Below are 25,114 nucleotides of genomic sequence, written 5' to 3' on the forward strand. Positions count from 1 at the left end.
CGGACGATCCAGTACCCCGCAGCCGCAGTTGTGTGAACGAATGACCGCCGCGGCGTACTGGATGCCCCGCCTTCGCGGGGCATGACAGTGCGGATGATGATACGGCGTCGCGCGTAAGCGCAGGGCCTCACTCCACCGCCGCGTACACCAGATCCCGCACAAGGGTCCGCGTGTGGTCGCGCTGTCCCGGCCCCTGGCTCATGAACACTGCGAACAGATCCTCCTTCGGATCGATCCAGAAGAACGTGCCGGCAATGCCGCTCCAGAAATACTGGCCGACGCTGCCGGGGAAGGGCGCGATGCCGGCCTCGCGGCGCACGGCAAAGCCGAGGCCGAAGCCATGGCCCGGCGATAGCAGCGTGCCGTTGGTCGGCACGCCTGGCCCGAGGTGATCGGAGGCCATCAGCTCCAGGGTCTTGCGGCCGATGATCCTGTTGCCGTCGAGCGTGCCGCCATTGCGCAGCATGAGGCAGAAGCGGGCGTAGTCCATCGTGGTCGAGACCAGGCCGCCGCCGCCGGACTCCATCACGGGCTGCTCGAGCATGTTGAACAGCGCGACCTTGTCGCCGGTCCACGGGTCGGCCGCGAACGGCTCGGCAAGGCGGCCGGCATTGGCTTGGCTTGTCGAGAAGCCGGTTTCGGCCATCTGGAGCGGCGCAAGCACGCGCTCGGTAAGGAACGCGCCGAGCGATTTGCCGCTGACGACTTCGATGATGCGGCCCAAAATATCTGTGGAGCGGCTGTAGTTGAACTCCGCGCCGGGCTGGCAGACGAGCGGGAAGCTCGCCACCAGCGCGGCATGTTCGGCGTTGGTGATCTTGCGGCTGCGGACGCGGGACTCCTGGTAGAGCTTGTGCACGGGGCCGTCGCCCTGGTGCTCGTAGGTGAGGCCGGAGGTGTGGCGGAGCAGGTCCTGCACGGTCATGGGCCGCGCCGGCGGTACCAGCTCCAACCGGCCGTCCTTGACGGCGCCGACCTGCTGGCTCGCGAACTCCGGTATGAACTTTGCGACGGCATCGCTGAGCAGGAGCTGTCCGTCCTCGACCAGCGCCATGATGCCGACCGAGACGATCGGCTTGGTCATCGAGAAGATGCGGAAGATCGAATCGCGCGCCATGGGCGCCGCGCCTGCCGGGCTCTGCTTGCCGAGCGCCTCGAACCAGCCGATTTGGCCGCGCCTCGCCACCAGCACGGTGACCCCGGGAACGGTTCCCTTGTCGATTTCGCGCTTGAAGGCGTCCGACATGGCCTGGAGCCGCGGCCGCGACAGCCCGAGCGTCTCTGGGCGCGCTTCCGGCAAAGCTGGGGTGTGGGGCGCGTTTGCGGCCTGCGGGGCGGCAGTGGCGGTCGCTGTAGCGGTCATGGGCACTCCCGATTGTTTTTCGTTATGGCCGATGGACTGTGGCCCAGAACCCCCGGCACAAACAAGCGAAGCCGGCGCGGTTCACCCTTGCAAACCGGCCGCTCTCTGTGCTTGAAAGCGCCCCTGATCCGCGGCGACGCGGGTTCGTAGGAGTGTAGCTCAATTGGTAGAGCACCGGTCTCCAAAACCGGGGGTCGCAGGTTCGAGCCCTGCCACTCCTGCCAGCCAAATCAATCACTTAGACTAGATTGCGGCGGGAGGGCGTCCCGCGCGCGCCCGTGCTCTCGCAGCCGCTGTGCTGGAGGTGCCGTGTCGTGGTCCGGCGAGCCCTAGCGCGCCGGGGTCCGTTCCGCGTCGGCGGGAATCTGCCTGAGGTTGACGTTCCGGATGGGAACGCGGCGCAGCAGGGAAAGGATGGTCCCGCCGAGCTCGAGATAGGTGCGCAGCCGCAGCGCGCGCGACGAGCCCTTCAGCTCCGCGTTCAGGCTCACCGGAACCTGGACGTAGGTGAGGCCGAGCTGGAGCAGGGAGATCAGCGCACAGATCTGGTAGCCGTAGCCGTCGGCCTTGACCGCGATCTGGCGCAGCCATTTCACGGGATAGACGATCATGCTGTGATAGTCGGACAGCCAGAAGCCGAACAGGCAGTTCAGGATGAACCGCAACGAATGAGACTGCAACGAGCGGTTGACGGAGCGGTCCGACTGGTTGTCGCGATAGGTGATGACGAGGTCGGCGGCGCCCGCCGCTTTGAACATCCGGGCAACACCCTCGTTCTGGAAGGCGTGATCGCCGGGGATGAGCGTGATGGCATCGAATTTCGCGCGCGACAGCGCATATTCGAAGCCGGCACCGACACCCCGCGGTTCGGCATTGTGATGCACGATGATGCGCGGCTCGCCGGCTGCGAACTCGTCCATGATCGCGCCGGTGGCATCGGTGCTGCCGTCGTCGATCAGGAAGATCTCGAAATCGTCGAGCAGGTCGCGGGCGAGCGGCAGCACGCCGTCGATCGTGTCGGCAATCTTGTCCTGCTCGTTCAGTGCAGGAATGACGATCGTAAGCCTTTTTGCCGCCCTGGAAGGTGTCATTGTATGCGCCCGTTGGCGGGGCCACTCTGTCCCGGTGACCCCATGCAAGTCTAGGTCATCTGAACCGGGCGAACAATGCGGCTCGCCGGTATGCCCACAAGACCGGCGCGAAACCTATGATGTGTGTGTTCCGCGCAACTAGTCGGAAAAATCATAGAGGCTGGTGTCGCCAATGCCGAAGGCGCGGCGCAGCCGTCCGACGTGGCCTGCCATATTCCGGCCCGCCGCCGTCGCCGCGAAGTGCGAATCGGTCCGTTCCACCAAGCCGCCATCGACCAAGTTCCCAATTCGTCCGCGGAACAGATCTGGAACCTGCCCGTCAGCGATCTCCGATAGCGGTGCCCTGCGATCGGGGCGATCGACGAGGCTGAGCAGGATGCCCAGCGAAACCGATTTATACACGGCGCCAAAGGCGAACACGTAAGCCATGACGCAAAATCCGAAAATCGATGCGGCGTCCCAGTACTGAAGCTGCGGGACGAAGAGAATTCCGAGCATCACCCCGAGACCGTGCGAGACAACCGTGGCAATCGCCAGCAGGGTCACGGGTCCGAGCGGCCAAGCGCGTGCGCGGGCCATGAATTGCAGGGCAGGCGCCAGCAGGGCGAACACGGCGACGGCGGCAAGTCCGACAGCAAAGGACATCGACTCACCCAAGGCCTGTCGACAGACGAACGAGCTTGACGAGATGCGCTACCGCAACCCCCTTGGAGGTGGGGGCAAGCCGGCCGTCCGCCGTGATGACCATCCCGGCCCCGATCAGGAGCTTCAGGCGGTTGTGCGTGAAGGTGCCGAGATCTCCACCTTGCATGTAGGCTGTCGCCCATTGCTCCAGGGTGAGAGGATGTCCAGCCTGAACGAGTGCGGTGAGCAGCGTCAGCGTGAAGCCCCAGGCCAGCAGGCTGAACAGGATGTAGCAGAGCATCATTGCGGTCCCGAGCAGGAAGAGACCGCCAAGCACATCGCCGACGTGGCGCTGACCTGGAAGGGCGATACAGGCGACGGCGTAAAGGATGACGACGCTGATGCAGCCCAGCCGGAAGCGACGGCCGGCTCCGCCGGTGGCGGCGATGCGCGCGTAAAGCAGCAACAACAGTGGAAAGGCGAGGCTGACACCAATCGCAGCAGCTTGCGCCGGGCCCGGTAGCAGGTTCATTGCGGAAAATCGTCCCGGACGCCTCTCAGGCCAGTCAGAGCGAAAGTCTATAGGGGGTCGTATTTTTCAGGTCAAGGCAGCCCGGCGCCTTTGACTGGCGATTGTCACGCGGACTCGCGTGTGTCGCGATGGACACGGCTGGCTGCGCAAACTTCCGCATCATGCGATGCCGTCAGCCCGCCGCTTGTAGACCATCTCCGCCAGTGAGATGTCGGTCACCGAGTCCTTGCCGGAGGCGAGGGGGGTGCGTCCCTCGGCGATATCGGAAACGAAGGCGTCGGCCTGGCGCCGAAATGCCCAGCTCTTTTCACCCGTCAGATGCGTGCTTTGACCATCGTGCTCGACGATGACCTCCGCCTCTTGCTCGGCAAAGGGCGGGGGCAGTTTCAAGGTCACCGCGCCGCGCTCGAAATCGATCGTCAGACCCTCGCGCCAGGCTCCCTCGGACCCGTTCACGAGATCCAGCGTACAAGCGATGCTGTCGAAGTCGAGGGTGATGCGCGCGGCTCCCGAAGTTTCGACGGAGCTGTCGGCGAGCGTTGGCGATGATCCGAGCAGGTAGCGCGTCAGATTGATGATATGGCTGAAGACGTTCAGAAAGTTGTCGTAGCCGGCCCGCATCGTGCTCGGCATCCAGTCGGGACCGTCCTTCCAGAGTTCGATCCCGTCCGGCCGTGTTTCGCCGGTCATCACGAAATTGTCGCGCGACCGGCCGGTGTCGCCGCCGAAGCACCAGCCCTTGGCGCGGACCACGCGTCCGAGCGATCGGTCGTTGCGCAAGCGCGTCAGCACATCGAGCGCGCGCGCCACACCGGCATCGTGACGCTTCATGTAGCCGACGCTGTAGACGAGGTTTCGCTGCCGCGCCGCTTCGACCAGCAACGTCGCCTGAGCCGTCGTATAGGCCATCGGTTTCTCCGACAGCACGTGGCGGCCGCTGTTCAACGCGTCCAGCACGATCGGACCGGTGGCTCGCCGCTTTGTCACGACCACGACAGCGGACACCGCAGCGTCCGCGAGCAGCTCCCGATGCGTGCCGTAGACCTGCGAGATGCCGAACTTCTGCGCTGCGGCGGCAGCGAGATCCGGCCGGAGATCGGCGATGGCGACGACGCGGCAGGCGGGATTGGCCACGAAATTGGCGAGGTGGCACATCTGGCCGACCATCCCCGTTCCGATGATGCCAATGCCTGGCCTCACTGGCTATGATCCCTTGAAGCGCTTCCGGATGACGAGGAAATGCGCCGGCTGTCCCCAGGTGTTGATGAATGCCGGATCTGTCTGGGTCAGGGCCGTGACCGCAGGCGCATCGCGTCGCCCGATCGCGGCGAAGATGCGGTGGAAACTGTCGAGCGTCGCAACGATGGTTTCGATGTCGGAAGCATCGTCCGCGAGAATGTCCGTCGTTCGGATCGCCTCGCGTAAGGACGCAAGGCTTGCGATCACGCGCGGCAGGCTCTCGCCGAAGGGGGCGTCGATCATCGCGTCGACGTCGAGAACCAGCGTCTCGATCGATGCCGAAATCGCCGCCACGGCATCGGCCTTGCCGACCAGGTAGAGCTTGCGTCCGCCGAGGAAGCTGAGGCGGCTGCGGTGGAGATGGCGCGCCGCACGCCGCAGCTTCTCGTCGGCGGAGAGAACCTTCTTGTGCCAGTAGACGTCCAGGCTGTCGCGATAGGCTGGCCACGCCGAATGGATGTCGAATCCCTGCTCATGCGCTGCCGTGCACAAGGCGGCTGCGTCGAGGAAGTACCGATGCCGGACGAACGGGTTCTCGAGCACGTCCATCAGCCAGGATTCGAAGCTGCGGGTGTGCGGAATGCTGTTCCATTTCGCGTCGAAAAGCGTCTTCGCGGTTTCGAGTGCGGGACGGCCTGACAAAGCCTTGCCGGCGGCATGGATTGCCTTGAGCGCGAGCTCGAAGAAGCCGCCATAGCGCTCGTAATAGGATACGACGGCGAAACCGTCCGGATGGAGCAGCCGGTCGAAGACGCCGAGCCAATTTTCAGTCGGCTGCACGGTGTAAATGAAACCTTCGGCATCGATGATGTCGTAGCGGCGCTCGCTGCGAAATCCCTCGACATCGGCCAACGCGAGTTCGCGCAGGCGCTCGGTCAGGCCAAAATGCGCGAAATAGGCCTCAATTTTCGGATGCGCATGCCGGTTCGGTTCGGCGAGCGTCATGTTTGCGCCCCAGCCGGCAAACACCAGCGCGTTCTCACCGGAATCAGGACCGAATTCGAGCACCTCCGCATCGCGGAACAGCCGCGGCGGCAGCACGAGCTTGTCTGAAAACAGCTCGCGCCGCTGGCTGGCATATGCATCGAGTTCGGCGGCCGATTTGAAATTCCCGAACGTCGGTAGGACGTCCTGACGTTCGTAGTAATTGAAGAGCTTCTCGTCAGCCATGCCGCGTCCCTAACCCAAGGCCGCCTCGAGCCGGTCGAGCTCGCTCCAGATGTCGGAGGGCGCGAAAATCGAAACGATGTGCAGCGGCCGCTTCACGTTCTCGCGCAGCCGGCTGCTGACCTTGGCTTCGTTTTCCTGGTTCACGGCGAGAAGGCAGACGAGCGGCTCCGACTTGCCGGCGAGTTCGTCCGGCGAACGGATCGGTATGCCGGTGCCGGGCAGGAACAGCCCCTGGCGCTCCTTCTGGTCGTCGACGGAGAGATCGACGAGCTCCGCCAGCTCATGCGCGTTGGTGAAGGTGCAGGCGCGGCAGCCCGCGCCGTAGATGGCAATCTCGGCGCCGTTCGCACGGGCCTTGGCGAGGATCGGCCGCAGGCGCGCGCCGTACTCCCTTGCGCGCTGGCCGAATTTCTCGCCGACGCCGGAGGGCGCAGGCGGCGGCGTCACGTCGCGGGTTGCACGACGGGCGGCGATCGCGAGGCTGCCGCCGCTGAAATTGTATTTCTTCACCGAGACGGCCTCGAAGCCGTGGCGGACCAAGAGCGCGAGTAGCGTCGGCTCGGTGAAGTAGCTGACGTGCTCCTCCCACAGCACGGAGAGGTCGCCCGCCGTTGAACCGGGATCAAAGTCGGGCACGTCGATGAACAGCAGTCCGTCGTCGCTGAGCGCGATCTTCACGCAGTCGAAGAAGTTCTCGAAATCGACGATGTGCTCCAGCACCTGGCGCGAGACCACAAGATCGAACTTGCCGGACTGGGCGACTGCGTCGTGACACAGGGCCGGGCTGATCATGTCGGAATAGACCTTGATGCCGCGTTCGCGGGCAATCTTGCCCGACACGGGGTTGGGCTCCACACCCACCAAGACCTTCGCGCCGCGTTCGCGCAACTTATCCATGAACAGGCCGTCGTTGCATCCAATCTCGAACACGGATTGGTGCTTCGAGAATTTCGCGATGGTGTCGAGCTCGTCGACCTGGTGCGGCTCCGGCTTCCAGCTGCTGAAATTGTAGTTGAACTGGCGATAGAGGATGTCTGGATCAATCGGCTTGACGATCTGCGGCAGGCCGCAGTCGCCGCAGGCGAGGACCTCGAACGGATACCGCTCCTCCTGCTCGTTCCGGCTGCGCCGAAGTCGATGCGCGATTGGCATTTGCCCGAGGTCGATGACCGGTCGCAGGTTGGTCGAATGGCAGAGGCGGCAATGATCGGTCACTGATTATTCTCGCATTTGAGCAGGTCTGACGAGGCGACCTTCAATGGAAACCGGCGTGGCCGGCAACGAGACGCTCCCGGATACATCATAACCGGGTTACGCGGGGCATTCCTCCGGCCTGTGCGTTCTCGGCCAAAGCAGGTAGCAGCCGTGGATAGGTCTTGCAAGACGTGCCGCCGTCCCTCAATTGGAGGTGGATGCGGCCGGCCATGTACGCGCGCGACGACTGCGAGCACGGTCGACGTCAAGGCCGCCGCCGCTCGTAGAGTGTCAAATTACCCCGGGTCTCCACGGCCACGAAATCCCGCTTGATCCGCTTCATGACCTCTTGAACATGGTGGTACTCCGGCCTGCGCTCAACCATGCTGTCGTAGAACAGCCGGTCCGCCGGGTTCATCGAGCGATCCAGGAACCGCGCGTCAAAGGACACCAGGAACGGCATGAAATAGGCCATCGGCGCCCGATGGGCCTGGGCCAGATAGGCCCAATCCCTGAGGGCGATGACCAGAACCCTCTCGTCTGGCCTGGTTTTATCCTGGATGAACTTCGCATCGGCCTCGGTGATCTGATCCAGGTCCTCCTGCCACGTGACCGCCGGGCTCGAGACGAACGGCCACCGCAGAAGGCTGGGATAAGTTGCATACGATCTCAGGCCGTAGAGGTGGGGATTGTTCTTGTCCTGGACGAACAGCAGCGCAAGAACGGTCGCAGCGGCCGTTATGGCGCCGGCGGTTCTTCGGAACGACGGTTGCCACCCCGTTGAAAACTGGCGGATCCACCAGGCCGAGACCATCACCAGCGGCAACGCGTTCTGGTGCCAGACAGCGTCCAGCGTCCGGTTGACCCATTTGATCATCAGCGCCATGCCAATCATCGACAGCGTCAGCAGAATCCCGGTCACGAACCGGTCATGCCAAGAATCGGAGGGCCGTGACAGCCGGATCGCGGCCCAGCCGACAGTGATGCATCCGACGATCTGGAGCGGCAGATTGTAGATGATGCCCCAGCCCAAGTCCCATTTGATGGGCGTGCTTCCCCACCCGGTCCCGTAGAGTACGAGCGGGCGAAAGCATTCGATCAGAAACTCCAGGGAGAAGGCTCTCGTGCCGAACAGCACCAGGCACATTAGGATTGCGGCACCTATCGATGTGACTGCGAACACGAGGGCATTGCGATAGTTCGGAAACCCTCCGGCGATCGCCGCGACGAAGGTACCCGTCACAAGGAAGAACAGCCCGATCTCGGTCTGCCAGAGCAGCGAGACGGCGCACATGATGGCCGATAGGATTAGCCATGTCAGGCGCCCGGGAGCGGTGCAGTGCAGGCTGATCGCGAGCGCAAAGACGATCAAGAGCGGAAATCGCGTCGGGTAGGCAGATGGCGAGTAGAACTGGCCGGTCGTAGAGAAAGCCAGCACGGCGAGCGCCGTGATGACGGCGATCGCGGCAAGCTTCGAGCGGATCAAGTAATACAGAAGAAAGTAGGCCTGGACGTAGGTCGCGAGCGTGACCGCGATGTTCAATCCGACCGCTCGCATCGCCGCCGATTTCCAGTCATCTCCCATGATGAGATGAAAGAACCAGCCGAGCGCAGGGCCGTAATGCGAATGGAAGTCCAATCCGGGAACGAGCCCGGGGGCGTAGCCATAAAGCGCGGGACCGATGAAGTAACTTACCTTGTGCGCTTCGTCCCTCACGGCCGCGGTCAGGCCTTCGAGGTCGGAGGGGATCAGCAGCAGAGCGAGGAATATGATCGCGAGCAGATCGCCGGACCCCACGCTGAACCGGGTGTCGGTCGAGGGTTTTGCAGCAGGAAGGTAATTGTTGGCGTCTCGATTGAGCGCGACGGTGATAGCGGCGACCGCCAGCAGGGCGATCGCGATCCCGGGGCTCCTCCAATCGTTGGCAGCGCCGAGGGCAAGATAGACGAAGCTCGCCGTGATGGCGCTCAGTGCGAGCGAGCCCGATGATCGATACGTCGCGTACAATGCCGCTGCTGCCGCAATCGGCCCGGACAGGAAGAACGAGCCGTAGAACGCCTTCTTGCAGAAATCGCAATTCCTGTCTGCCAAGGCCATGTCGAAGCCTTCGACGAAATTTGATTGAAATGACGGAAGGTGATTTTTCACCAGCAGCAGCACCACGTAGGCGACGGCGCATCCCAGCAGGGCGGCCACAACAGCTCTGGCGGCGATCGAGAATTCCCTTGTGTACTCCACTAGGAGGTCTCGAGGCTAGCTACGATCGAAGTCGGGGAGGAGGCTGCGTCGAACACAGCAGAAAATCTAACTTTCTCTGAAATCACGTCCAGTCCCCAATTGCCTGAACTTCCCGTTGCGAGGCGCTTCTACCACCACAGCGTTCCCTGAACAATCCCGCGAAGCCCGTGGTTGCCTCCGGCATGGCAATGTTTGTGTCTGGACGATGGGCGCTGGAACCCTCCATGGCTGACGCATGCTCTAGCGAACTCCAGAGGCAGCACCTTCACATGCCGGGGCCGGCAGCGCCAGCAACCAGGCTGCGCCTCGGACGCCAGGCCGATTGCAAGGCGGCCGATACTCGGCTCTCGCCACAGGGGCCGGCTCTCCATCCTTCAACTGCATCAGTTCACCGCGGCCCTCCGTGGCCGAGGAGTTATTTCCGAGGGTCGCCGTCAGAAGCTCGATGAATCCAATGTCGTCGGGTCGTGGAATTCCCGGGGCGGCGCGATAGCGCCAGGTCTCGCGACGGGGTGGGCAAGGAAAGGTCTCGAGGTAGGAAACCGGGCAGTTGCCGTTCACAACGAAATGAGGATCAGTAAAATCCCCGCAGTAGTCCGTGTAGATAAACGACCGCTCGCGATTTTCATCCCGCAGGATCGTCTGTGCCACGTTCATGTCATTGCCGCCGAGGCATCGTGAGCGGAACGAGAAGACGTGCGAGTTCTCGAATTGGAGCTTAACGACCTTTGGCTCGGGGTCCGCGAGCAAGGCTGCTCGGACTTGCCGCAGCATGTCGCTGCTGAGCAACCCGTCGTAGAGCAGCCATTTGGAATCGTGAGCCGACGACAAGGCGAAGATCGCGACCAAGCCCCCCGCGACGGCTGCGCGGACGCGCGATCCCGGAATCGCCTGCACAACGGTCGCCATCAGGATCAAGACGCCGAACTGCGAGGGAAAGAGTAGCCTGGACTCGCCCCGCGTCACGTCGCCATAAATTCCGGTAAGAGCGTAGGGCAGCGCGCCGATGAGGGCAATCGCGGCTCCCAGCACCAGCAGCAGAAGCATCGCATTCGTGGTCGAGCGGCCGTTCAGCAGCCAGGGCGTCCACAATGCTGTCGATGAGAACCGGGCAAAGACGGCGATCGTGGCCAATGTCACTGCCGCGGAAACAGGAAGCCCCAGCAGCGCAACCCCGTGAGAATATGCGTAGCTCAGGCCGCTCGGGAAGGCCATGAGGTGCGCATAGAGCGCATTGGCTATGATCGAGAAATCGTTCGCGAAACTGTATTGTCCGGCGTAGTGGCCGCTCTTCCCCAGAATTGTCAGTCGCAGAACGATCATGGCTGCAACGGCCAGCCAGAACGGTACAAGACGCGCGAGTTTCTGCCTCCACCGCTCGGGACCAGACCAGGCGAGCACGACGCGAACCGGTTCGAGGGCGATCAGAGTCTCGAGCGACAACGCGAATAACAGACAAAAAGGTGCGCTCCATCGAAGCGCCCGCACCTTCGAATAGGACAGCTCGTAGGACAGCAGATAGAAGAGCAGGAAGAAGTCGTAGACCGCGTTGAGTGTCAGGCGAATTGCATAGAACGGGCTGAGCAGGAACAGAGCCGTGACAAGACCGGCGATCCGTCTGGTATAGGATGATCGCGACAGGACGGAGTGAAGCAACACGCCGTTGACCAGATGGCAGGCTAGTCCCGCGAGCCGCGCAGAGACATCGGGAGTATCGTTCAAAAGCGCCACAAACAGCGTCATCGGGATTGCGAAGCCGGCGTGTGCCGACTCCCACAGCACGCGAGCGACGCCGGCGGCACCTTGAGTCCAATAGATGTAGTACACAGTCCAATCGTCGCCGAAGACCTCACGCGCGAACAGCGCGGGCACGGCCGTAACAAAGGCGAGAACCAGAGCGACGTAGACGTATCCAATGCCCGCCCGCTCCCGTTGTCGGAGAGCCGCAGCTATCGGGTCTACATTCGTGCGAGTATCACCGAAACCGACGGGCGTGGCCATGGTCCTAAGCTTTGCCTCGTCTCTCCAAATACTCCGTAGCGAGGGTGCCAGTTCTCATCACGTAGTCCTGCACCGCGGCAGCGTCGCTGCCATCAGGCGCCCAATCGGGAAATGCCGTGCGCGAAGGATCGAACGGGCCGGCGGTGGTTTCGTGAAATACCAGCCATTCCGAGGTGATCAGGATCGAGTGGAAGACCTGTTCCGGCATGCGATAATAGCAGCGTTTGCCCTGACCGTAGGGCGCCATCTCGAGCACCTCGCGAATGCCGCCGTCGTCCTCGAAGATCACGACCTGCGCGGTCCCCTCGATCACGTGGAACGATTCAGGTTTGCCAAGGTGCTTGTGCGGCCGCACATAGGCTTCGCGATGGTGCACGATCAGCATCTCGTGCAGTCCGGACGAAGGATCGGGATGCGTGCACAGCCGACTGCGCAGGCGCGGGTTGCCGGCGGCGATGCGCTTCAGCTCCGCGATCGTGGCATCGTCCGCGGTGACGATGGCATCGTCCGAATAGTACACTTCCGGATTTTGCGCGCGCAACGAGGTCGGCCGGTGCAGGCCTGCCTCATTCGAAGAAGATGAACCCATGGTCGCCCCGATACCCGCATTTGTCGTAGATCCAGGCCCATGTTTGCGGGCCGTGGAAGCTCAGGCAGGTGAGCTGCCAGTAAAGCAGATTGGCCTTCTCGCGCTCGTTGCGGAAGGATTCGACCATCAGATATTTCGAGGTGCCGCGTCCGACGCGCTCGATCTCGGGCACTGCGCGGAACACGTCCTCGAGCGGAAGGTTGTGCAGCACGCCGAGCGAGACGACGAGGTCGAAGCTGTGGTCGGGGTAGGGGAGCTCGACGGCGCTGCCGACCTTCAAATGCGGCCGCACCTCCTCCTTGGCGTTGGCGATGCCATACTCGGAGATGTCGATGCCGGCGATCCTGAGATCGGGGACGAGCTGGGTGAACTCATAGAGCAGGTAGCCCTTGCCGCAGCCGACGTCGAGTACGCTCATGCCCGGTTTGATGCCGTAGCGATCGATCAGGGTCTGGGCGAGCGGGCGCCACCGTCCGTCATAGCGATAGCCGCCGTAGCCGTAGCGCCGGTCGCCGTCCCAATAGTCGCGTCCCCATTGCCGCGCCACAGTGGCGGATTCCGCCTTGTCGTGCTCGACCACGCGCTGGACGTAGTCCCGCCTCGTCGATGCGTGCATCGGCTGGAGCAGGTTGATCTCGGTCATGGGGGCCAACCGGTCCGCGGCATCATCACAGGATAGTCGCGAACCTGTTGACGAGCAGGATGTCCTCGACGGCCTGGATGTCCTTCTGAGACGCCAGCGTGATCTCCTCGACCGCTGCATGGAGATCGCAGCCCTCGCGCAGCACGCGGTCGTAGATCTGCCGCCGCCGAGCCTCGTCGGGCGGCAGCATGAAGATGCTGTAGAGGATCAGGCCACGCAGCTGCGGCAGCTCGTCCAGGATGTCTTCCAGCACCATGTAGCTGCCGGGCATGGTGTGCTCGGCGGCGCTCAACAGATAGTGCAGGTTCTTGCGCCGCGCATAGTCGCGGATCACGATGTTCTGGACGTGCTGCGGGGTGCGGCTGCCGTTCAGCGGCCTGGCGCCGATATAGCCGCGGTGGCCGGCTCGCTCAGCCATGGAAGCCTCCCGGCAGCTTGTACTGCATCCCGACACGGGTTGCGGGGCGCAGCAGGATCGGCTCGAAGAACTCGCCGAAGCGCTTGTCCGCGTAGGGCGACATGATGCTCTTGAAGCGGCAGTTCATGCTCCAGCGCGTGCCGGCTTCCTCGTTGACGCGATTGCCGTGCATCAGGGTCTGGTTGAACAGCATGACGTGACCGTAGGGAATCTCGATGAAGGTCGCGTGCGGCTTGATGGTCTTGTAGAGCTCTTCGGCGCTGCGCAAGGCCGCCATCCGGTCCTGCATCTCGCCGTTCAGGGACGGCGGCAGCAGATACATCGACTTGGTGCGGTGGACATCAACCAGCGGCACCCACACCACGACCTCGAACGGCGAGTCGCCCGACCAGACGTCGGAATGGGTGGCGAGCAGCGAGGAGCTGTCGCCGGGAAGCTGGATGCTGAGATTGACGCGGCGCTGCATGCAGAGCTCGTTGCCGACGATGGTCTCGATCGTCGAGCGCGCCAGGCGGAAATAGGTCGGCCGGAACCAGGGCTCGGCGTTGAGGCCGTTGAAGACGTGCAGCCGCAGGCCGTTGAGATCATCCACGCTCACCCGCGTGTGGATGGTGTCGAGCATCGCGTAGGGATCGTTGCTGTGCGGCAGCTTCAGATAGTCCGCCGCGAGCTCGGCAGCACGACGCTGGATCCGGTCGAGCCCGGCGCGATCGTCGGCGGGGGTGGTGACGAAGCCATCGTCGATGAAACGCTGCGCCAGCGCCTGCTCGTCGGCGTGCAGGAAGTCCGTGTCCGTCATGCAAAATACTCCCGGGCGGTCGCGCAAATATAGCTGATGTCGGCGGCCGACAGGAACTGGTTGATGGGAAGCGTGAGGATCTGGTCCGCCTGCCGTTCCGTCACCGGGAACGCGCCGCGGCCATGGCCGAGATGCGCTGCTGCCGGCTGCAGGTGGATCGGGACCGGATAATGGATCGCGGTCTCGATGCCTTTGTCGGCAAGATATTTCTGGAAGTCGTTGCGACGCTCGGTCTGCACCACGAAAGTGTGGAAGGTGTTGAACTCGATGTTCCGGCAGGGCGGAATGAACAGGGGCAGGCCGGCGAGCTCGGCGCGGTATTGCGCGGCGTTGCGCCGCCGGCGTTCGATCACGGAAGAAAGGTGGCGCAGGCGGATGCGCAGCACCTCGGCCTGGAGCGTGTCGAGCCGCGACACGATCCCCCATTCCTGGACGTCGCTGCGGTTGATCAGGCCGTGATTGCGCAGCCGTCGGATTCTTGCGGCAAGCTCGGCGTTGGCAGTGACGAGGAAGCCGGCATCTCCGGCGGCATTGAGATTCTTCAAGGGGTGGGCGGAGAAGCAGCCGAAGGTGCCGATCGTGCCGCTCATCCGGCCGTCATAGGTCGAGCCGACCGCCTGGGCGCTGTCCTCGATCACGGCGAGCGCGTGCTTCGCAGCGATCGCCATCAGCGGAGCCATGTCGGCCATGCGTCCGGTCAGATGCACCGGCATGATCGCCTTGGTCCGCGGCGTGACGGCGGCCTCGACCGCGGCCGGATCGATGTTCTGGTCCGGCAGCACGTCCGCAAACACCGGCGTGGCGCCGACCGCGATGATCGCGGCGGTCGATGCCACGAACGAATTCGGCGGCGTGATCACCTCGTCGCCGGGACCGATGTCGAGCGCCCGCATGGCGAGGATCAGCGCGTCGGTGCCCGAATTCAGCGTCACCACATGCGGCGAGCCGAGATAGGCGGACAATTCCTCCTCGAGCCTTCCGACCGCCGCCCCGCCGATGAAGTCGCCGCGCTGGAACACGCCCTCGACCGCCTGCAGGATCTCGGCGCGCTCTTCCTCGAACTGCGCGGGAAGATTGACGTAGCCGATGCGCCGGCGGCCGGTGTCAGCGTCCATGGCAGAACTTCCTGACGGTCTCGATGACGCGGTCCTGCTGGGCGCGCGTCAGGTGCTGGTCGACCGGGAAGCTGATGACTTCCTTGGCGTGGCGGTCGGTGACCGGAAACGTGCCCGGCGCGTAGCCGAGATGCTTCAGGCCTTCCTGCTGATACAGCGGGATGGGATAGTGGATCTTGGCCTCGATGCCGTTGTCCAGGCAATATTTGTAGAGCTCGTCGCGACGTTCGGCGAACACCATGTAGAGATGGTAGACGTGCTTCACGTTGGGACGGCGCGGCGGGACGCGCAGGCCGGGCAGGCCGGCGAGACCCGCATCGTAGTAGGCCGCATTTTCGATTCTGCGGCGCGTGATCTCGCTGGTCTGGCCGATCAGCCAGTTGCCGACCACGGCCTGCAAGGAATCGAGCCGCGAGTTGCAGCCGAGGATCGCGATCTCGTCGCGGTTCTTCATGCCGTGGTTGCGGATCAGGCGGAGCTTTTCGTTCATGCCGTCGTCATTGGTGACGACGACGCCGGCATCGCCCCAGACGTTGAGGTTCTTGAGCGGATGCAGCGAGAAGCCGGCCGCGATGCCGTGGGTGCCGGAGCGTTTTCCCGCGAACTCCGACAGGATGCCCTGGCAGGCGTCCTCGACCACCGGCAGATTGTGGCGTTGCGCGATCGGCATCAGCTTGCCCATGTCGGTGACCTCGCCGGTCAACTGGACCGGCATGATCGCCTTGGTCTTCCCGGTGATGGCAGCCTCGACCTGGTCCACGTTCATGCAGAAGGAATCGTCGCAATCGACAAGAACCGGCGTCGCGCCGGTTTCCGCGATCGCGCCGACCGTGGCGATGAAGGTGTTCGCGGCGGTGATGACCTCGTCGCCATGACCGATGCCGAGCGCCTTGAGCGGCAGCTTGAGCGCGTCGGTGCCGGATCCGACGCCGATGGCGTGCCGGACGCCGATCAATTCGGCGAAGCGCTTCTCGAACTCGGCGACGGGCTTGCCAAGGGTGAAGTCACCGGTCGCAACCAGCCGGCCGATCTCGGCGAGGATCGGTGCGGGATCCGCGAATTGCTCGAGCAGATAGGAATATCGAACGTCGTACATGTGACCCGTCAGGTGGAATGAAGTTGAGGTGAGGGGGTGTGCGACGCCGCGAGCGCATGCTCGATCGAGGTCGCAATGGCGCCGGCGGAGAGCCCGTGCTTCTTCAGCAGCGAGTCCTGAGAGCCGTAATTGTGCATGAAGCGGTCGGGCAGCGACAGCCGCAGCATCGCAGGGAAACCGGAGCCGAGCTTGTCGATCAGCGCCTCCGCGACCGCGCTGCCGAGGCCGCCGGAGGGCACGTGCTCCTCCAGCGTGGCCACGAGCCTGGTGCCGCGGATCGCCTGCAGCAGCGCTGCGGTATCGAGCGGCTTCACGGTATGCATGTGCAGGATGCCGGCGCGAATGCCTTGCGCGGCCAGCAGGTCGGCTGCGGCGAGGGCGCGCTGGAGCATGATGCCGGTGGTCACCATGAGGACGTCGCCGGGCGGCCGCATCAGGATGGCTTTGCCGATCTCGAAGCCGTGCTCGGCCTTGGACACGATGGCATCGCCGCCCTTGCCGAGCCGGATGTAGATCGGGCCCTTCCAATCCAGCGTCTGCTCCATCATGCGCGCAGCCTCGTCGGCGTCGCACGGGCAGATCACCGTCATGTTGGGCAGCGCCCGCATGATGGCGATGTCCTCGATCGCCTGGTGCGTGGGACCGAGCGGCGCATAGACGAGGCCGCCGCCATTGGCGATCAGCCGTACCGGCAGATTGTGCAGGCAGAGATCGACCGCGACCTGCTCGTAGCAGCGGCGGGTGAGGAAGGTCGCGATGGTGTTGACGTAAGGCACGAAGCCCTCCATCGCGAGACCGGCCGACATGCCGATGATATGCGCTTCCGAGATGCCCTCGATCAGGTGGCGCTTGGGAAACTCCTTGCTCATCGCGCGCAGCGTGCCGGCACCCGGATCGGAGCCGATGTAAAGCACACGCTCGTCGCGCGCGGCGAGCTTGTGGACCATGTTCATCGCGGTGTTGCGCATGGGGAGCCGATCAAAAATCGCCGACGGCGACGCGAATGGCGTCGAGCTCGCTGTCGGTCAGCTTGTTCTTGTGATGCCAATCGGCATTGGATTCCGCAGCCGGAAGACCCTTGCCCTTGACGGTATGGCAGATGATGGCGGTGGGCTTGCCGGCAACGGCCGGGAGCTGCTTCAGGACCGTGCGCAGTGCGCCGACGTCGTGGCCGTTGACCTCCTGCACGGCGAAGCCGAAGCTGCGCCATTTGTCCGCGAGCGGCTCCAGCGGCAGCACGTAGTCGGTTGGGCCGTAGCTCTGCAGCTTGTTGTAATCGATCAGCGCGACGAGGTTGTCGAGGCCGTGCTTGGTCGCGCCCATCGCCGCTTCCCACACGGATCCCTCGTTGATCTCGCCGTCGCCGAGCAGCACGAAGGTGCGGTAGCTGCGCTCGCGCATGCGGGCGGCGAGCGCAAGGCCGACGCCGATCGAGAGGCCATGTCCGAGCGCGCCGGTCGAGGCCTCGACGCCGGGCACCATGCCGTATTCGGGATGTCCGCCCAGAATGCTGTCGGGACCGCAAAAGCCGTCCAGCTCCGACAGCGGGAAGAAGCCGCGGTCGGCCAATAGCGCATAGAGCGCCAGACATCCGTGTCCCTTGCTGAGGATGGCGCGGTCGCGATCGGGATCGCCCGGGTTCTTCGGGTCGATCCGCAGCACGTCGTCGTAAAGCACGCGGACCATCTCGATCAGCGACAGGGCAGGCCCGACATGGCCGCGTCCCGCGGAGCGGACAGAACCGAGGACCAGGCGGCGCAAATAGAGGCTCCGCTCGTCCAGCGTGCAGGTGAGAGCAGCTTCAGCGTGGGGTGAGATCTGGATCACGTTGGCAAATCGTTTGGTGGAGCCGACGGGCTTTGTCGAGCTGGCCGGCAAGGCGGACCGTCAGATCGCCACCTTGCGCAGCCAGGGCACGCCGGGAGCGGCTTTCCGGCAAATAGGCATTCAGGACAATCAGGCACCAAATCGCCCCGAACACAGGATACAGTACGTCAAGGCGGACCGCAAACGCGTCATCCCCAGCCGCGAAAGCGCGCGAGAGCCGCTCGATCAATCGGTTCGCATCGGCCACGGGCAGACCGCTGCCGGGGTGAATCGCGGTGTCGGACACGAGCTTGACCGGGTCGTCCCAGCCGAAATACTCGAAGTCGATGAAGCGCAATTTGCCGTCGTCGGTGCGCAGTGCGTTGTGTAGTCCGCAATCCGACGGGCTCAATGCACGTTGGGCGGGCGCAAGGTCCGCGGCGGGATCCAGGCCCCGTTCCGCATAGCGCCGACGGAGTTGCCGGATCGCGACGGCAGCGGTGGGAACCAGGCTGCCGTCCATGAACGCGCGCAGATCCGGATGATCATCCGAAGTCCGCCTCAGGTCGTCGAGGCGTTGCTCGTACTGGGCGATGGCCGCCTCGGCCGAGAAGATGCTGGCCGACGCATTCCGCAGAGTCTGCGCGCCTTCAGCGTCGTGCAGCTTTTGCAGCTCGATCAGGAAATCGGCCAACTGGTCGGCGTCGTCGGGCTGCGGATGCAGGACCGCGGGTTCACCGTCTAACCATTGATACAGCGCACAGAACGCGGCCGGATCCTTCGCGATCGGCCGCGGCGTCGCATTGATGCCGTGGCGCGAGAGAAACGAGAGCGCGTCATATTCCTGTCCCAGCCGATCGCGCCCGTCGGACGGATAGTGCTTGAGGGCGAGGGGCGGGCCTTCCGCCATCTCCAGCCGAAACACCCGGTTGTTGCCGCCGGCCCGCGCCGGTTGCGCCGCCGCGACCCGCGCCCCGGAGAGGCGGCTGCCGATCGAGACCGCATCCTGTACGCTGAGGTCCGGCTGGCTCATGCCCCGAATACTCCGCGGTGGATATCGGCCCAGGTCGCGAGCGGCTCGCAATGCGCGGGATGCGGCGGCCGCGACTGCGTGAACAGGATCGATCGCGTCGCCTTCGGAAAATGCGGCTGCTCGAAGACGTCGACGAGATCGTCAATGAAGATGTCGAGCTGCAGGCTTGCCAACCGCTCGACCTTGGCCGCCAGCGTGTCCTCGAAATAGACATTGCCCGCCGAGATCGCCGCGTCGGCGGTGTCGATGAGGCCCACGCTCTTCAGCCAGCCACGCGCAGCCTCGCGCAAGTCGACCCGATCGGGATCCTGATGGCCGAACTGCGTCTTGTGGCTGACGATATGGACACTCGCGCCGGCCTTGCGGCACGCGGCAAGGAACTCGCGGACGCCAGGGTTGATCTCGGCGCCGCCGATTCCCTTGCCGTAGACGAAGCCCTGCAGCCCCTGCCAGGCAAGCTCGCCGCCGGCGCGGGATCGCAAGAAATCCCGCACGTCGGTCTTCAGCCCGTCCCAGCCCTCCGGCACCAGCCCGCGCTGGCGCGCGGCCGCGGCAAAGACCTTGTCGTAGCAGATGATCGTGTTGTCGAAATCGATGCCGATCCGCACGCCGCTCACTTCAGGCTGATGTTCTGCATCATCTTGATGTTGAAATACCTGGGATCGTTGAGTGAGTTCGGCAGGCGGCCCGCCCTGAAGGCGTCCACGAGCCCTGACACGGCCTGCTCGATCGTGTGCGTCGGCGCAAAGCCGAGCTCGCGGCGGATCTTCTCCGACGACACGTGGTAGGAACGGAGATCGTCGGTCGGCTCGACGGCCACGTCGACATTGTTGCCGACCACCGATTTGACGATGTCGGCGATCTTCATCAGCGAGTGGTTTTCGTAGCCGATGTTGTAGGTCTTGCCGTCGATCTTCGCATCATCCTGCTGCAGCAGGAACAGATAGGCCGCCGTCATGTCCTGGATGTGCAGATTGGGCCGCTTCTGCGTTCCGCCGAACACGCGGATGCGGCCGGTGTTGACGGCCAGATTGGTCAGGATGTTGACGACGACGTCGAGCCGCTGCCGCGGAGCGTAGCCGCAGACGGTGGCGGGGCGAACCGTGCAGGTGACGAAGCCGGACGCGGCCTCGTCGGCAAGATCGGTCTCGCACATCGCCTTGAACTTGGAGTAGTCGGTGAGCGGCTCGCAGGACAGCTCCTCGGTCACCTCGGCCTCATCCTTGATGCCGTAGACGCTCGAGGAGGAGGCGTAGATGAAGCGCTTGATACCCGCCTTCTTCGCGGCGCGTACCATCGGACGGAAGCAGTCGTAGTTGATGGACTTGCCGAGTGCCGGGTCCAGCTCGAACGAGGGATCGTTGGAGATGCAGGCGAGGTGGATCACCGCGTTGTTGCCGCGCAGGGCCTCGTTGACCGCGGCCTCATCGCGGATGTCGCCCTTGATCAGGCGGAGGTTCGGATTGTCACGAACGGCGTCGAAGACGTCCTCGCCATACATGAACAAGTCGAGCACAGTGACCTTGTGGCCCGCGGCAAGCAATTGCGGAACCAGCACGCTGCCGACGTAGCCGGCGCCACCGGTGACCATCACATTCCATTTCCGATCAATCACTGTCGTTCTCCGGATTCTTCGATCGCGCTACTTCAACAACGCGGTGACGAACTTGACCAGCGGCGCCTTCTCGACCGAGTTGCGGTGACCGACGATGCCGACCTTGATCGCGCCCGCCGCATTGCCAATGAAGGCGACGTCCTCGATGTTGCCGCCGGCCGCCACCAGCGGCGCCGTGATTGTCAGGAAGGCATCGCCCGCACCGACGGTGTCGACGACGGTCTTGGTGAAAGCAGGGACGCGCGCAACACCGGTCTTCGACGAGAAGGGGTAGCAGCCGAAGGAGCCGTGCGTGATGATCATGTTGTCGCAATCGATCTTGCGATGCAGGCCGCCCTCGATCACCGATGCGATGTCGTTGAACTTGTCGGTGGCGGCCAGGCGCGCTTCCGGTGCGTCGATGCAGATGTAGTCGGCCCGCGGATACTTTGTGATCAGGTTGTAGCCGTGGTTGCCGCTGTTGCTCTGGGCGTTGACGGCCAGGAACTTGGAATTCGCGATCAAGGCGTCGATCGTGCTGGATGCGATCATGCCGTGTCCGAAATCGGTGACGATGACGACGTCGGCCCCGCGGACGCGCTCGGCGGTGACGCGATCGATCTCCGTGCGCGCGGCCTCGTCGAGCGGCGTATCGTCCATCGTGTAGACTTCGAACAGCTTGTGCAGATAGCCCATCTCGACGTACCGCAGCTTGCGGGTGGTCGGACGGCCCTGAACGCGGATCGGCGTGAGCTTTACGTTCGGGCGGACATGCGCCCGAATGAACTCTTCGGGGTAGTCGTTGCCACCCAGCGTCGTGACGATCTCGACCGACTTGCAGAAGCTCGCGACGTGATTGGCCGCGGCAATGACGCCGCCGGCAAACTGCTCGCCGTTCTTGAGCAGGGTCGCGACGATGTTCTCCTTGGAGGCCTTCCCGAGCGCCGTGACGTATTGGTATTCGTCGATGATGGTGTCGCCGACCAGCACGACGTGCATGTCCTGGATCTTGTCGATCAGCTTCAGCAGGCGTTCGGCGCCGCCGCCATCGCGCACCTTCTGGAGGTAGTCGCGCAGCGGCGGATCGTAGATGTCGAAATAACGGTTCAGCAGCGACGACGAGCTGAACGTCACGTCCCGCGTGAAGACGATGCGCCCGCCGTGACGCTCGACCGCCTCGCGCTCCACTGCGATCTTGCCGGTCACGTCATCCTCGGGATTCTCGTAGTCCGAGCCCTTCACGTAGATGTCAGGGCGCACGGTATCGAGGACCGGCTCGGCGCTGGAGGTCTGATTGATGCCGACCCAGTCGACCGTGCCGAGCGCGGCCAGCATCTCGGCGCGCATGTTCTCCGGAAAGATCGGCCGTCCCGGGCCCTTGTTGACGTAACGGTCCGCGGTGATGGTCACCACGACGACGTCGGCCTCGTTGCGGGCTGCCAGGATGTGCCGGACGTGACCGAGATGCACCAGATCGAACACGCCGTGGCAGAGCGCAACCGTCAGGCCCTCAGCCTGCGCGGCGCGCGCAATCTCGCCGAGCTCCTCGATCGTCTTGATCTTCTCGTGCGGTGCCGGATGGCCGGCCGGCCTGTCTGTCGCAGCATTACCCATGTGAATGACCCAAGGCGCCGGTCGGTCTCAGTTGGCCGGCCCGGACGTGATCGGCTGGCGGCAAAATTGGGGGGTGAACGAATCTGCTCAACGGCTTGCCTTCTGCGGGGTGACCTTGTCGTCACCGAGATATTTGAACCAGTCCTTGGTGGCGTCGGCGATCTTGTCCACCGTCCAGAGCGGAGCGTCCTTGTACTGGTCCATCGACCTCAACATCGTCGCAACGCCGTCCTCGAACTTCACCTTCGGCGCCCATTTCAGGACCCGCTTGATCTTGCTGATGTCGGCGTAGGTGCAATCGGGCTCGCCCGGGCGCTTGGGAATGTGGACCTTGTCGCCGCCGAGGAGCTCGACCAGGCGGTTCACGCTGTAGGTGTTGTCCGAGCCGACATTGAAGATCTCGTGCGAGACGTCGGAGCGCGCGGCGGTCACGAAGGCATCGGCGACGTCGCTGACGAAGGTGAAGTCGCGCGTCTGCTCGCCGTCGCCGACCACCGTGAAGGGCTTGCCCGCCAGCTTCTGTGCCATGAACACGCCGAACACGGCGCCGTAGGTGCCGGTGGTGCGATGGCGCGGTCCGAACACGTTGAACAGGCGCAGCGCCACGGCGGGCAGCTTGTAGACCTGGCACCAGTGCATGACGCATTGCTCACCGAGATTCTTGGTGAGCGCGTAGGGATACATCGGCCGGATCTCGGAACTCTCCGGCGTGGGATAGACATCCGGAATGCCGTAGCAGGAGGAGGAAGCCGCATAGATGAAGCGGCTGGCGCCCGCGTGCCGCGCCGCTTCGAGAACGTTGACCGTGCCGTCGACATTGGCGCGATGATAGGGGATCGGCGATTCGATCGAGGGTACGATGTCCGCCAGCGCGGCGAGATGGAAGACCCAATCCACCCCGTGGAAATACGGTTTGATCGCGTCCAGATCGGTGACGTCCGCCCGCACGACCTTCAACTGGCTCGAACCGGCGCGTGCGGCGAGGTTTTCAGCGCGTCCGATCACGAAATTATCGAGCGCAATGACCTCATGGCCGTCATCGAGCAGGCGATCGACGAGGTGACTTCCAATGAACCCGGCGCCGCCAGTAACAATGCATTTCATAGGGAACATCCGTGACGCGAATGCCCAGCGAAATAGGCTCGCCAATGTTGAGTGAAACCCGAAAAGCCGACTATCAGCCGCCCGCAAACTTTGCAAGTATTATACCTTTGCAATCCTTGGTAATAGCCGGTATCACCCGGTAATGTTGCAATCGAGCCGTCAGCCCATGCCTGCCGAATCCGTCGATCCCGACCACAAGGCTTTCCTCGACGATTACGTGGGGCGCCTGCATCGCGCGACGGCGGTCGACGACGGTATTTTTGCGAGGATCTCCGCGACGCGCGCGTCCTGGTTACGCACGCGCAAGCAGGGCGGTCGCGTCATCTTCATCGGCAACGGCGGGTCGGCCGGCATCGCTTCGCATTTGGCGATCGATCTGGCGAAGAATGCGTCGGTGCCCGCTCTCTGCTTCAGCGATGCGAGCATGATGTCGTGCCTTGCCAACGATTACGGGTTCGAGGACTGGATCGCGCACGCCGTGCGGCTGAATGCGCGCGCCGGCGATTGCCTCGTCGCGATCAGCTCGTCGGGGCGTTCGAAGAACATCCTCAACGCGGTCACGCAGGCGCGCAAGATGAAGCTCGACGTGATCACGTTGTCGGGCATGAACGCGGACAATCCGCTGCGCAATCTCGGCGACGTCAATTTCTGGGTCGACAGCCGCAGCTACAACATTGTCGAGACCACGCACCAGTTCTGGATGATGGCCGCAATCGACCTCGTCATCGGTCGTGCGGAATATCCGGCGTCCTGAGGCGGGCATCCGATGCAGTCGCGATTCAAGCATGCGGCCCTGTTTTCGGTGAAGCTGCTGCTGTCGATCGCCGTGCTGGTCTACATCGCGCGCGGTCTCGACCTGCGCCAGCTGCGCGACCATCTCGTCTCGGTCGATCCGGTCCTGTTCGTCGTCGCGCTTGCGCTGATCTTCGTCCAGACCTTCGTGCTCAACGGCCGGTGGGAGCTGATCATGCGCGCGCTCGGCGTGTCGCTGGATTGGCTCGCCGGCTGGCGGATACTGATGACCAGCCTCTGGTTCAATCAGGTGTTGCCGTCATCGGTCGGCGGTGACGCGGTGCGGATCTGGCTGCTGCGTCAACGCAGCGTGCAGTGGCCGGAGGCGGTCAAGGGCGTTGCAGCCGACCGCTTCACGGCATTGATCGGACTGGTCGTGCTGATGGTGGCCGGATTGCCGTTTCTGTTGTCGCGCGTGTCGAATCACGCTGCGATCCTGGCGATCGGCGGACTGACGGTGGCCGGCGTCGCCGGCACGCTGGTCCTGTTGACGCTCGACCGTCTGCCGAAACGCTTCATTGCGCTTCCCGCGATCGCGAGCTTCGTGCGGTTCGGAACGCTGGTCAGGTTTTTGCTCCTGCAGTCCGAGCGCCGTGCGCTGCTGTTCGGATCGGCGCTCCTCATCCATCTCGTCACCGCTGCGGCCTGCTACACCTTGGCGCGCGGCGTCGGAGCGCAGCTCTCTGTCCTCGACGCCGGCATTCTGATTCCGCCGGTGGTGCTGTTGACGGCGGTCCCCATCTCGATCAGCGGCTGGGGCGTTCGCGAGGGAGCGATGGTCGCCTGCCTGGGTCTGGCGGGTGTGTCGTCCGAGCAGGCGCTGTCGGTATCGCTCCTGCTGGGCGCCATTAGCGTGATCATCGGGCTCGTCGGTGGCGTAATCTGGCTGGCAAGTCCGGAGCGCGGCTCGTATTCGGCCGACAAGGTGGCCAAGGCAGCGGAGGACGCGCCCGGCTACGGGCTGGGCAACGAGGCCTCGAGCCACCCATGACCCGCTTGAGCCCGTTGCCGATCTGGTCTTCACAGGGTGGGATTATTCCACTCGCGCGCGTATCTCA

General features: G+C 63.8%; 24 protein-coding genes and 1 tRNA gene. 3 read left to right on the forward strand and 22 right to left on the reverse strand.

Translation table 11 applies throughout. The features are described 5' to 3' along the window. Positions 1 to 127: 127 nt before the first annotated feature. Positions 128 to 1,363 carry a serine hydrolase domain-containing protein gene (locus I6F20_RS01770; protein WP_036027658.1) on the reverse strand — a complete coding sequence of 412 codons (1,236 nt, stop codon included), beginning with the start codon at positions 1,361 to 1,363 and terminating at the stop codon, positions 128 to 130. A gap of 148 nt (positions 1,364 to 1,511) precedes the next feature. Here I6F20_RS01770 and I6F20_RS01775 point away from each other — a divergent pair. Further along, positions 1,512 to 1,587 (forward strand) — tRNA-Trp (locus I6F20_RS01775). Positions 1,588 to 1,692: 105 nt separating this feature from the next. On the opposite strand, the gene I6F20_RS01780 is transcribed toward I6F20_RS01775, so the two are convergent. The 21 genes from I6F20_RS01780 to I6F20_RS01880 all read right to left on the reverse strand — a co-directional run bounded on the left by I6F20_RS01780 (position 1,693) and on the right by I6F20_RS01880 (position 23,264). Next, complete coding sequence (locus I6F20_RS01780; RefSeq protein ID WP_036010911.1) at positions 1,693 to 2,454, reverse strand: glycosyltransferase family 2 protein; 762 nt, start codon at positions 2,452 to 2,454, stop codon at positions 1,693 to 1,695. Between the two features lie 138 nt (positions 2,455 to 2,592). Continuing rightward, the gene (locus I6F20_RS01785) at positions 2,593 to 3,099 is read right to left on the reverse strand and encodes a hypothetical protein (protein ID WP_109143343.1); all 507 of its coding nucleotides are present in this window, start codon (positions 3,097 to 3,099) and stop codon (positions 2,593 to 2,595) included. A gap of 4 nt (positions 3,100 to 3,103) precedes the next feature. Next, positions 3,104 to 3,610, reverse strand: coding sequence for a hypothetical protein (locus I6F20_RS01790; protein ID WP_225113242.1), 507 nt, complete (start codon positions 3,608 to 3,610; stop codon positions 3,104 to 3,106). Between the two features lie 159 nt (positions 3,611 to 3,769). Continuing rightward, on the reverse strand, positions 3,770 to 4,810 hold the full coding sequence (locus tag I6F20_RS01795) for a Gfo/Idh/MocA family protein (RefSeq protein WP_225124877.1): 1,041 nt from the start codon (positions 4,808 to 4,810) through the stop codon (positions 3,770 to 3,772). Positions 4,811 to 4,813: 3 nt separating this feature from the next. Further along, on the reverse strand, positions 4,814 to 6,019 hold the full coding sequence (locus I6F20_RS01800; RefSeq protein ID WP_225124879.1) for a class I SAM-dependent methyltransferase: 1,206 nt from the start codon (positions 6,017 to 6,019) through the stop codon (positions 4,814 to 4,816). A 9-nt stretch (positions 6,020 to 6,028) separates the two neighbouring features. Beyond that, complete coding sequence (locus I6F20_RS38150; RefSeq protein WP_036010928.1) at positions 6,029 to 7,234, reverse strand: class I SAM-dependent methyltransferase; 1,206 nt, start codon at positions 7,232 to 7,234, stop codon at positions 6,029 to 6,031. A gap of 244 nt (positions 7,235 to 7,478) precedes the next feature. After that, complete coding sequence (locus I6F20_RS01810) at positions 7,479 to 9,377, reverse strand: hypothetical protein (RefSeq protein ID WP_225124880.1); 1,899 nt, start codon at positions 9,375 to 9,377, stop codon at positions 7,479 to 7,481. A gap of 315 nt (positions 9,378 to 9,692) precedes the next feature. Next, a complete protein-coding gene (locus I6F20_RS01815) occupies positions 9,693 to 11,453 on the reverse strand; it encodes a hypothetical protein (protein ID WP_225124882.1) in 1,761 nt (586 codons plus the stop codon). Positions 11,454 to 11,457: 4 nt separating this feature from the next. Then, on the reverse strand, positions 11,458 to 12,042 hold the full coding sequence (locus I6F20_RS01820) for a WbuC family cupin fold metalloprotein (RefSeq protein ID WP_225124884.1): 585 nt from the start codon (positions 12,040 to 12,042) through the stop codon (positions 11,458 to 11,460). Continuing rightward, the gene (locus I6F20_RS01825; protein WP_036027638.1) at positions 12,020 to 12,685 is read right to left on the reverse strand and encodes a class I SAM-dependent methyltransferase; all 666 of its coding nucleotides are present in this window, start codon (positions 12,683 to 12,685) and stop codon (positions 12,020 to 12,022) included. The genes I6F20_RS01820 and I6F20_RS01825 overlap by 23 nt, the downstream gene beginning before the upstream one ends. A gap of 25 nt (positions 12,686 to 12,710) precedes the next feature. Then, complete coding sequence (locus I6F20_RS01830) at positions 12,711 to 13,103, reverse strand: LIC12192 family sporadic carbohydrate cluster protein (RefSeq protein WP_036010940.1); 393 nt, start codon at positions 13,101 to 13,103, stop codon at positions 12,711 to 12,713. Next, the gene (locus tag I6F20_RS01835) at positions 13,096 to 13,902 is read right to left on the reverse strand and encodes a sporadic carbohydrate cluster 2OG-Fe(II) oxygenase (RefSeq protein WP_025037016.1); all 807 of its coding nucleotides are present in this window, start codon (positions 13,900 to 13,902) and stop codon (positions 13,096 to 13,098) included. The genes I6F20_RS01830 and I6F20_RS01835 overlap by 8 nt, the downstream gene beginning before the upstream one ends. Continuing rightward, positions 13,899 to 15,017, reverse strand: a complete 1,119-nt coding sequence (locus I6F20_RS01840; protein WP_057029625.1) for a DegT/DnrJ/EryC1/StrS family aminotransferase — start codon at positions 15,015 to 15,017, stop codon at positions 13,899 to 13,901. The genes I6F20_RS01835 and I6F20_RS01840 overlap by 4 nt, the downstream gene beginning before the upstream one ends. Next, the gene (locus I6F20_RS01845; RefSeq protein WP_036041517.1) at positions 15,007 to 16,113 is read right to left on the reverse strand and encodes a DegT/DnrJ/EryC1/StrS family aminotransferase; all 1,107 of its coding nucleotides are present in this window, start codon (positions 16,111 to 16,113) and stop codon (positions 15,007 to 15,009) included. The genes I6F20_RS01840 and I6F20_RS01845 overlap by 11 nt, the downstream gene beginning before the upstream one ends. An 8-nt stretch (positions 16,114 to 16,121) precedes the next feature. Next, positions 16,122 to 17,081, reverse strand: coding sequence for a transketolase family protein (locus I6F20_RS01850; protein ID WP_036010951.1), 960 nt, complete (start codon positions 17,079 to 17,081; stop codon positions 16,122 to 16,124). Between the two features lie 10 nt (positions 17,082 to 17,091). Then, positions 17,092 to 17,940, reverse strand: coding sequence for a transketolase (locus I6F20_RS01855; RefSeq protein ID WP_081493800.1), 849 nt, complete (start codon positions 17,938 to 17,940; stop codon positions 17,092 to 17,094). Continuing rightward, a complete protein-coding gene (locus tag I6F20_RS01860; RefSeq protein ID WP_225124886.1) occupies positions 17,915 to 18,952 on the reverse strand; it encodes a phosphotransferase in 1,038 nt (345 codons plus the stop codon). The genes I6F20_RS01855 and I6F20_RS01860 overlap by 26 nt, the downstream gene beginning before the upstream one ends. Continuing rightward, complete coding sequence (locus I6F20_RS01865; RefSeq protein WP_225124887.1) at positions 18,949 to 19,560, reverse strand: HAD family hydrolase; 612 nt, start codon at positions 19,558 to 19,560, stop codon at positions 18,949 to 18,951. Before I6F20_RS01865 ends, I6F20_RS01860 begins: the two co-directional genes overlap by 4 nt. Positions 19,561 to 19,565: 5 nt before the next feature. Next, positions 19,566 to 20,567 carry an NAD-dependent epimerase/dehydratase family protein gene (locus tag I6F20_RS01870; RefSeq protein WP_036010979.1) on the reverse strand — a complete coding sequence of 334 codons (1,002 nt, stop codon included), beginning with the start codon at positions 20,565 to 20,567 and terminating at the stop codon, positions 19,566 to 19,568. A 27-nt stretch (positions 20,568 to 20,594) separates the two neighbouring features. Then, on the reverse strand, positions 20,595 to 22,160 hold the full coding sequence (locus I6F20_RS01875) for a PfkB family carbohydrate kinase (RefSeq protein ID WP_050991860.1): 1,566 nt from the start codon (positions 22,158 to 22,160) through the stop codon (positions 20,595 to 20,597). A gap of 87 nt (positions 22,161 to 22,247) precedes the next feature. Then, on the reverse strand, positions 22,248 to 23,264 hold the full coding sequence (locus I6F20_RS01880; RefSeq protein WP_036041505.1) for an SDR family oxidoreductase: 1,017 nt from the start codon (positions 23,262 to 23,264) through the stop codon (positions 22,248 to 22,250). 166 nt (positions 23,265 to 23,430) lie between these two features. Between I6F20_RS01880 and I6F20_RS01885 the strand changes: the two genes are divergently transcribed. Next, on the forward strand, positions 23,431 to 24,018 hold the full coding sequence (locus I6F20_RS01885; protein WP_225124889.1) for an SIS domain-containing protein: 588 nt from the start codon (positions 23,431 to 23,433) through the stop codon (positions 24,016 to 24,018). A gap of 12 nt (positions 24,019 to 24,030) precedes the next feature. Then, on the forward strand, positions 24,031 to 25,047 hold the full coding sequence (locus I6F20_RS01890) for a lysylphosphatidylglycerol synthase transmembrane domain-containing protein (RefSeq protein WP_057029628.1): 1,017 nt from the start codon (positions 24,031 to 24,033) through the stop codon (positions 25,045 to 25,047). Positions 25,048 to 25,114 lie beyond the last annotated feature (67 nt).

The sequence above is a fragment of the Bradyrhizobium sp. IC3123 genome (genome assembly GCF_020193625.1).
Lineage (GTDB): Bacteria > Pseudomonadota > Alphaproteobacteria > Rhizobiales > Xanthobacteraceae > Bradyrhizobium > Bradyrhizobium yuanmingense.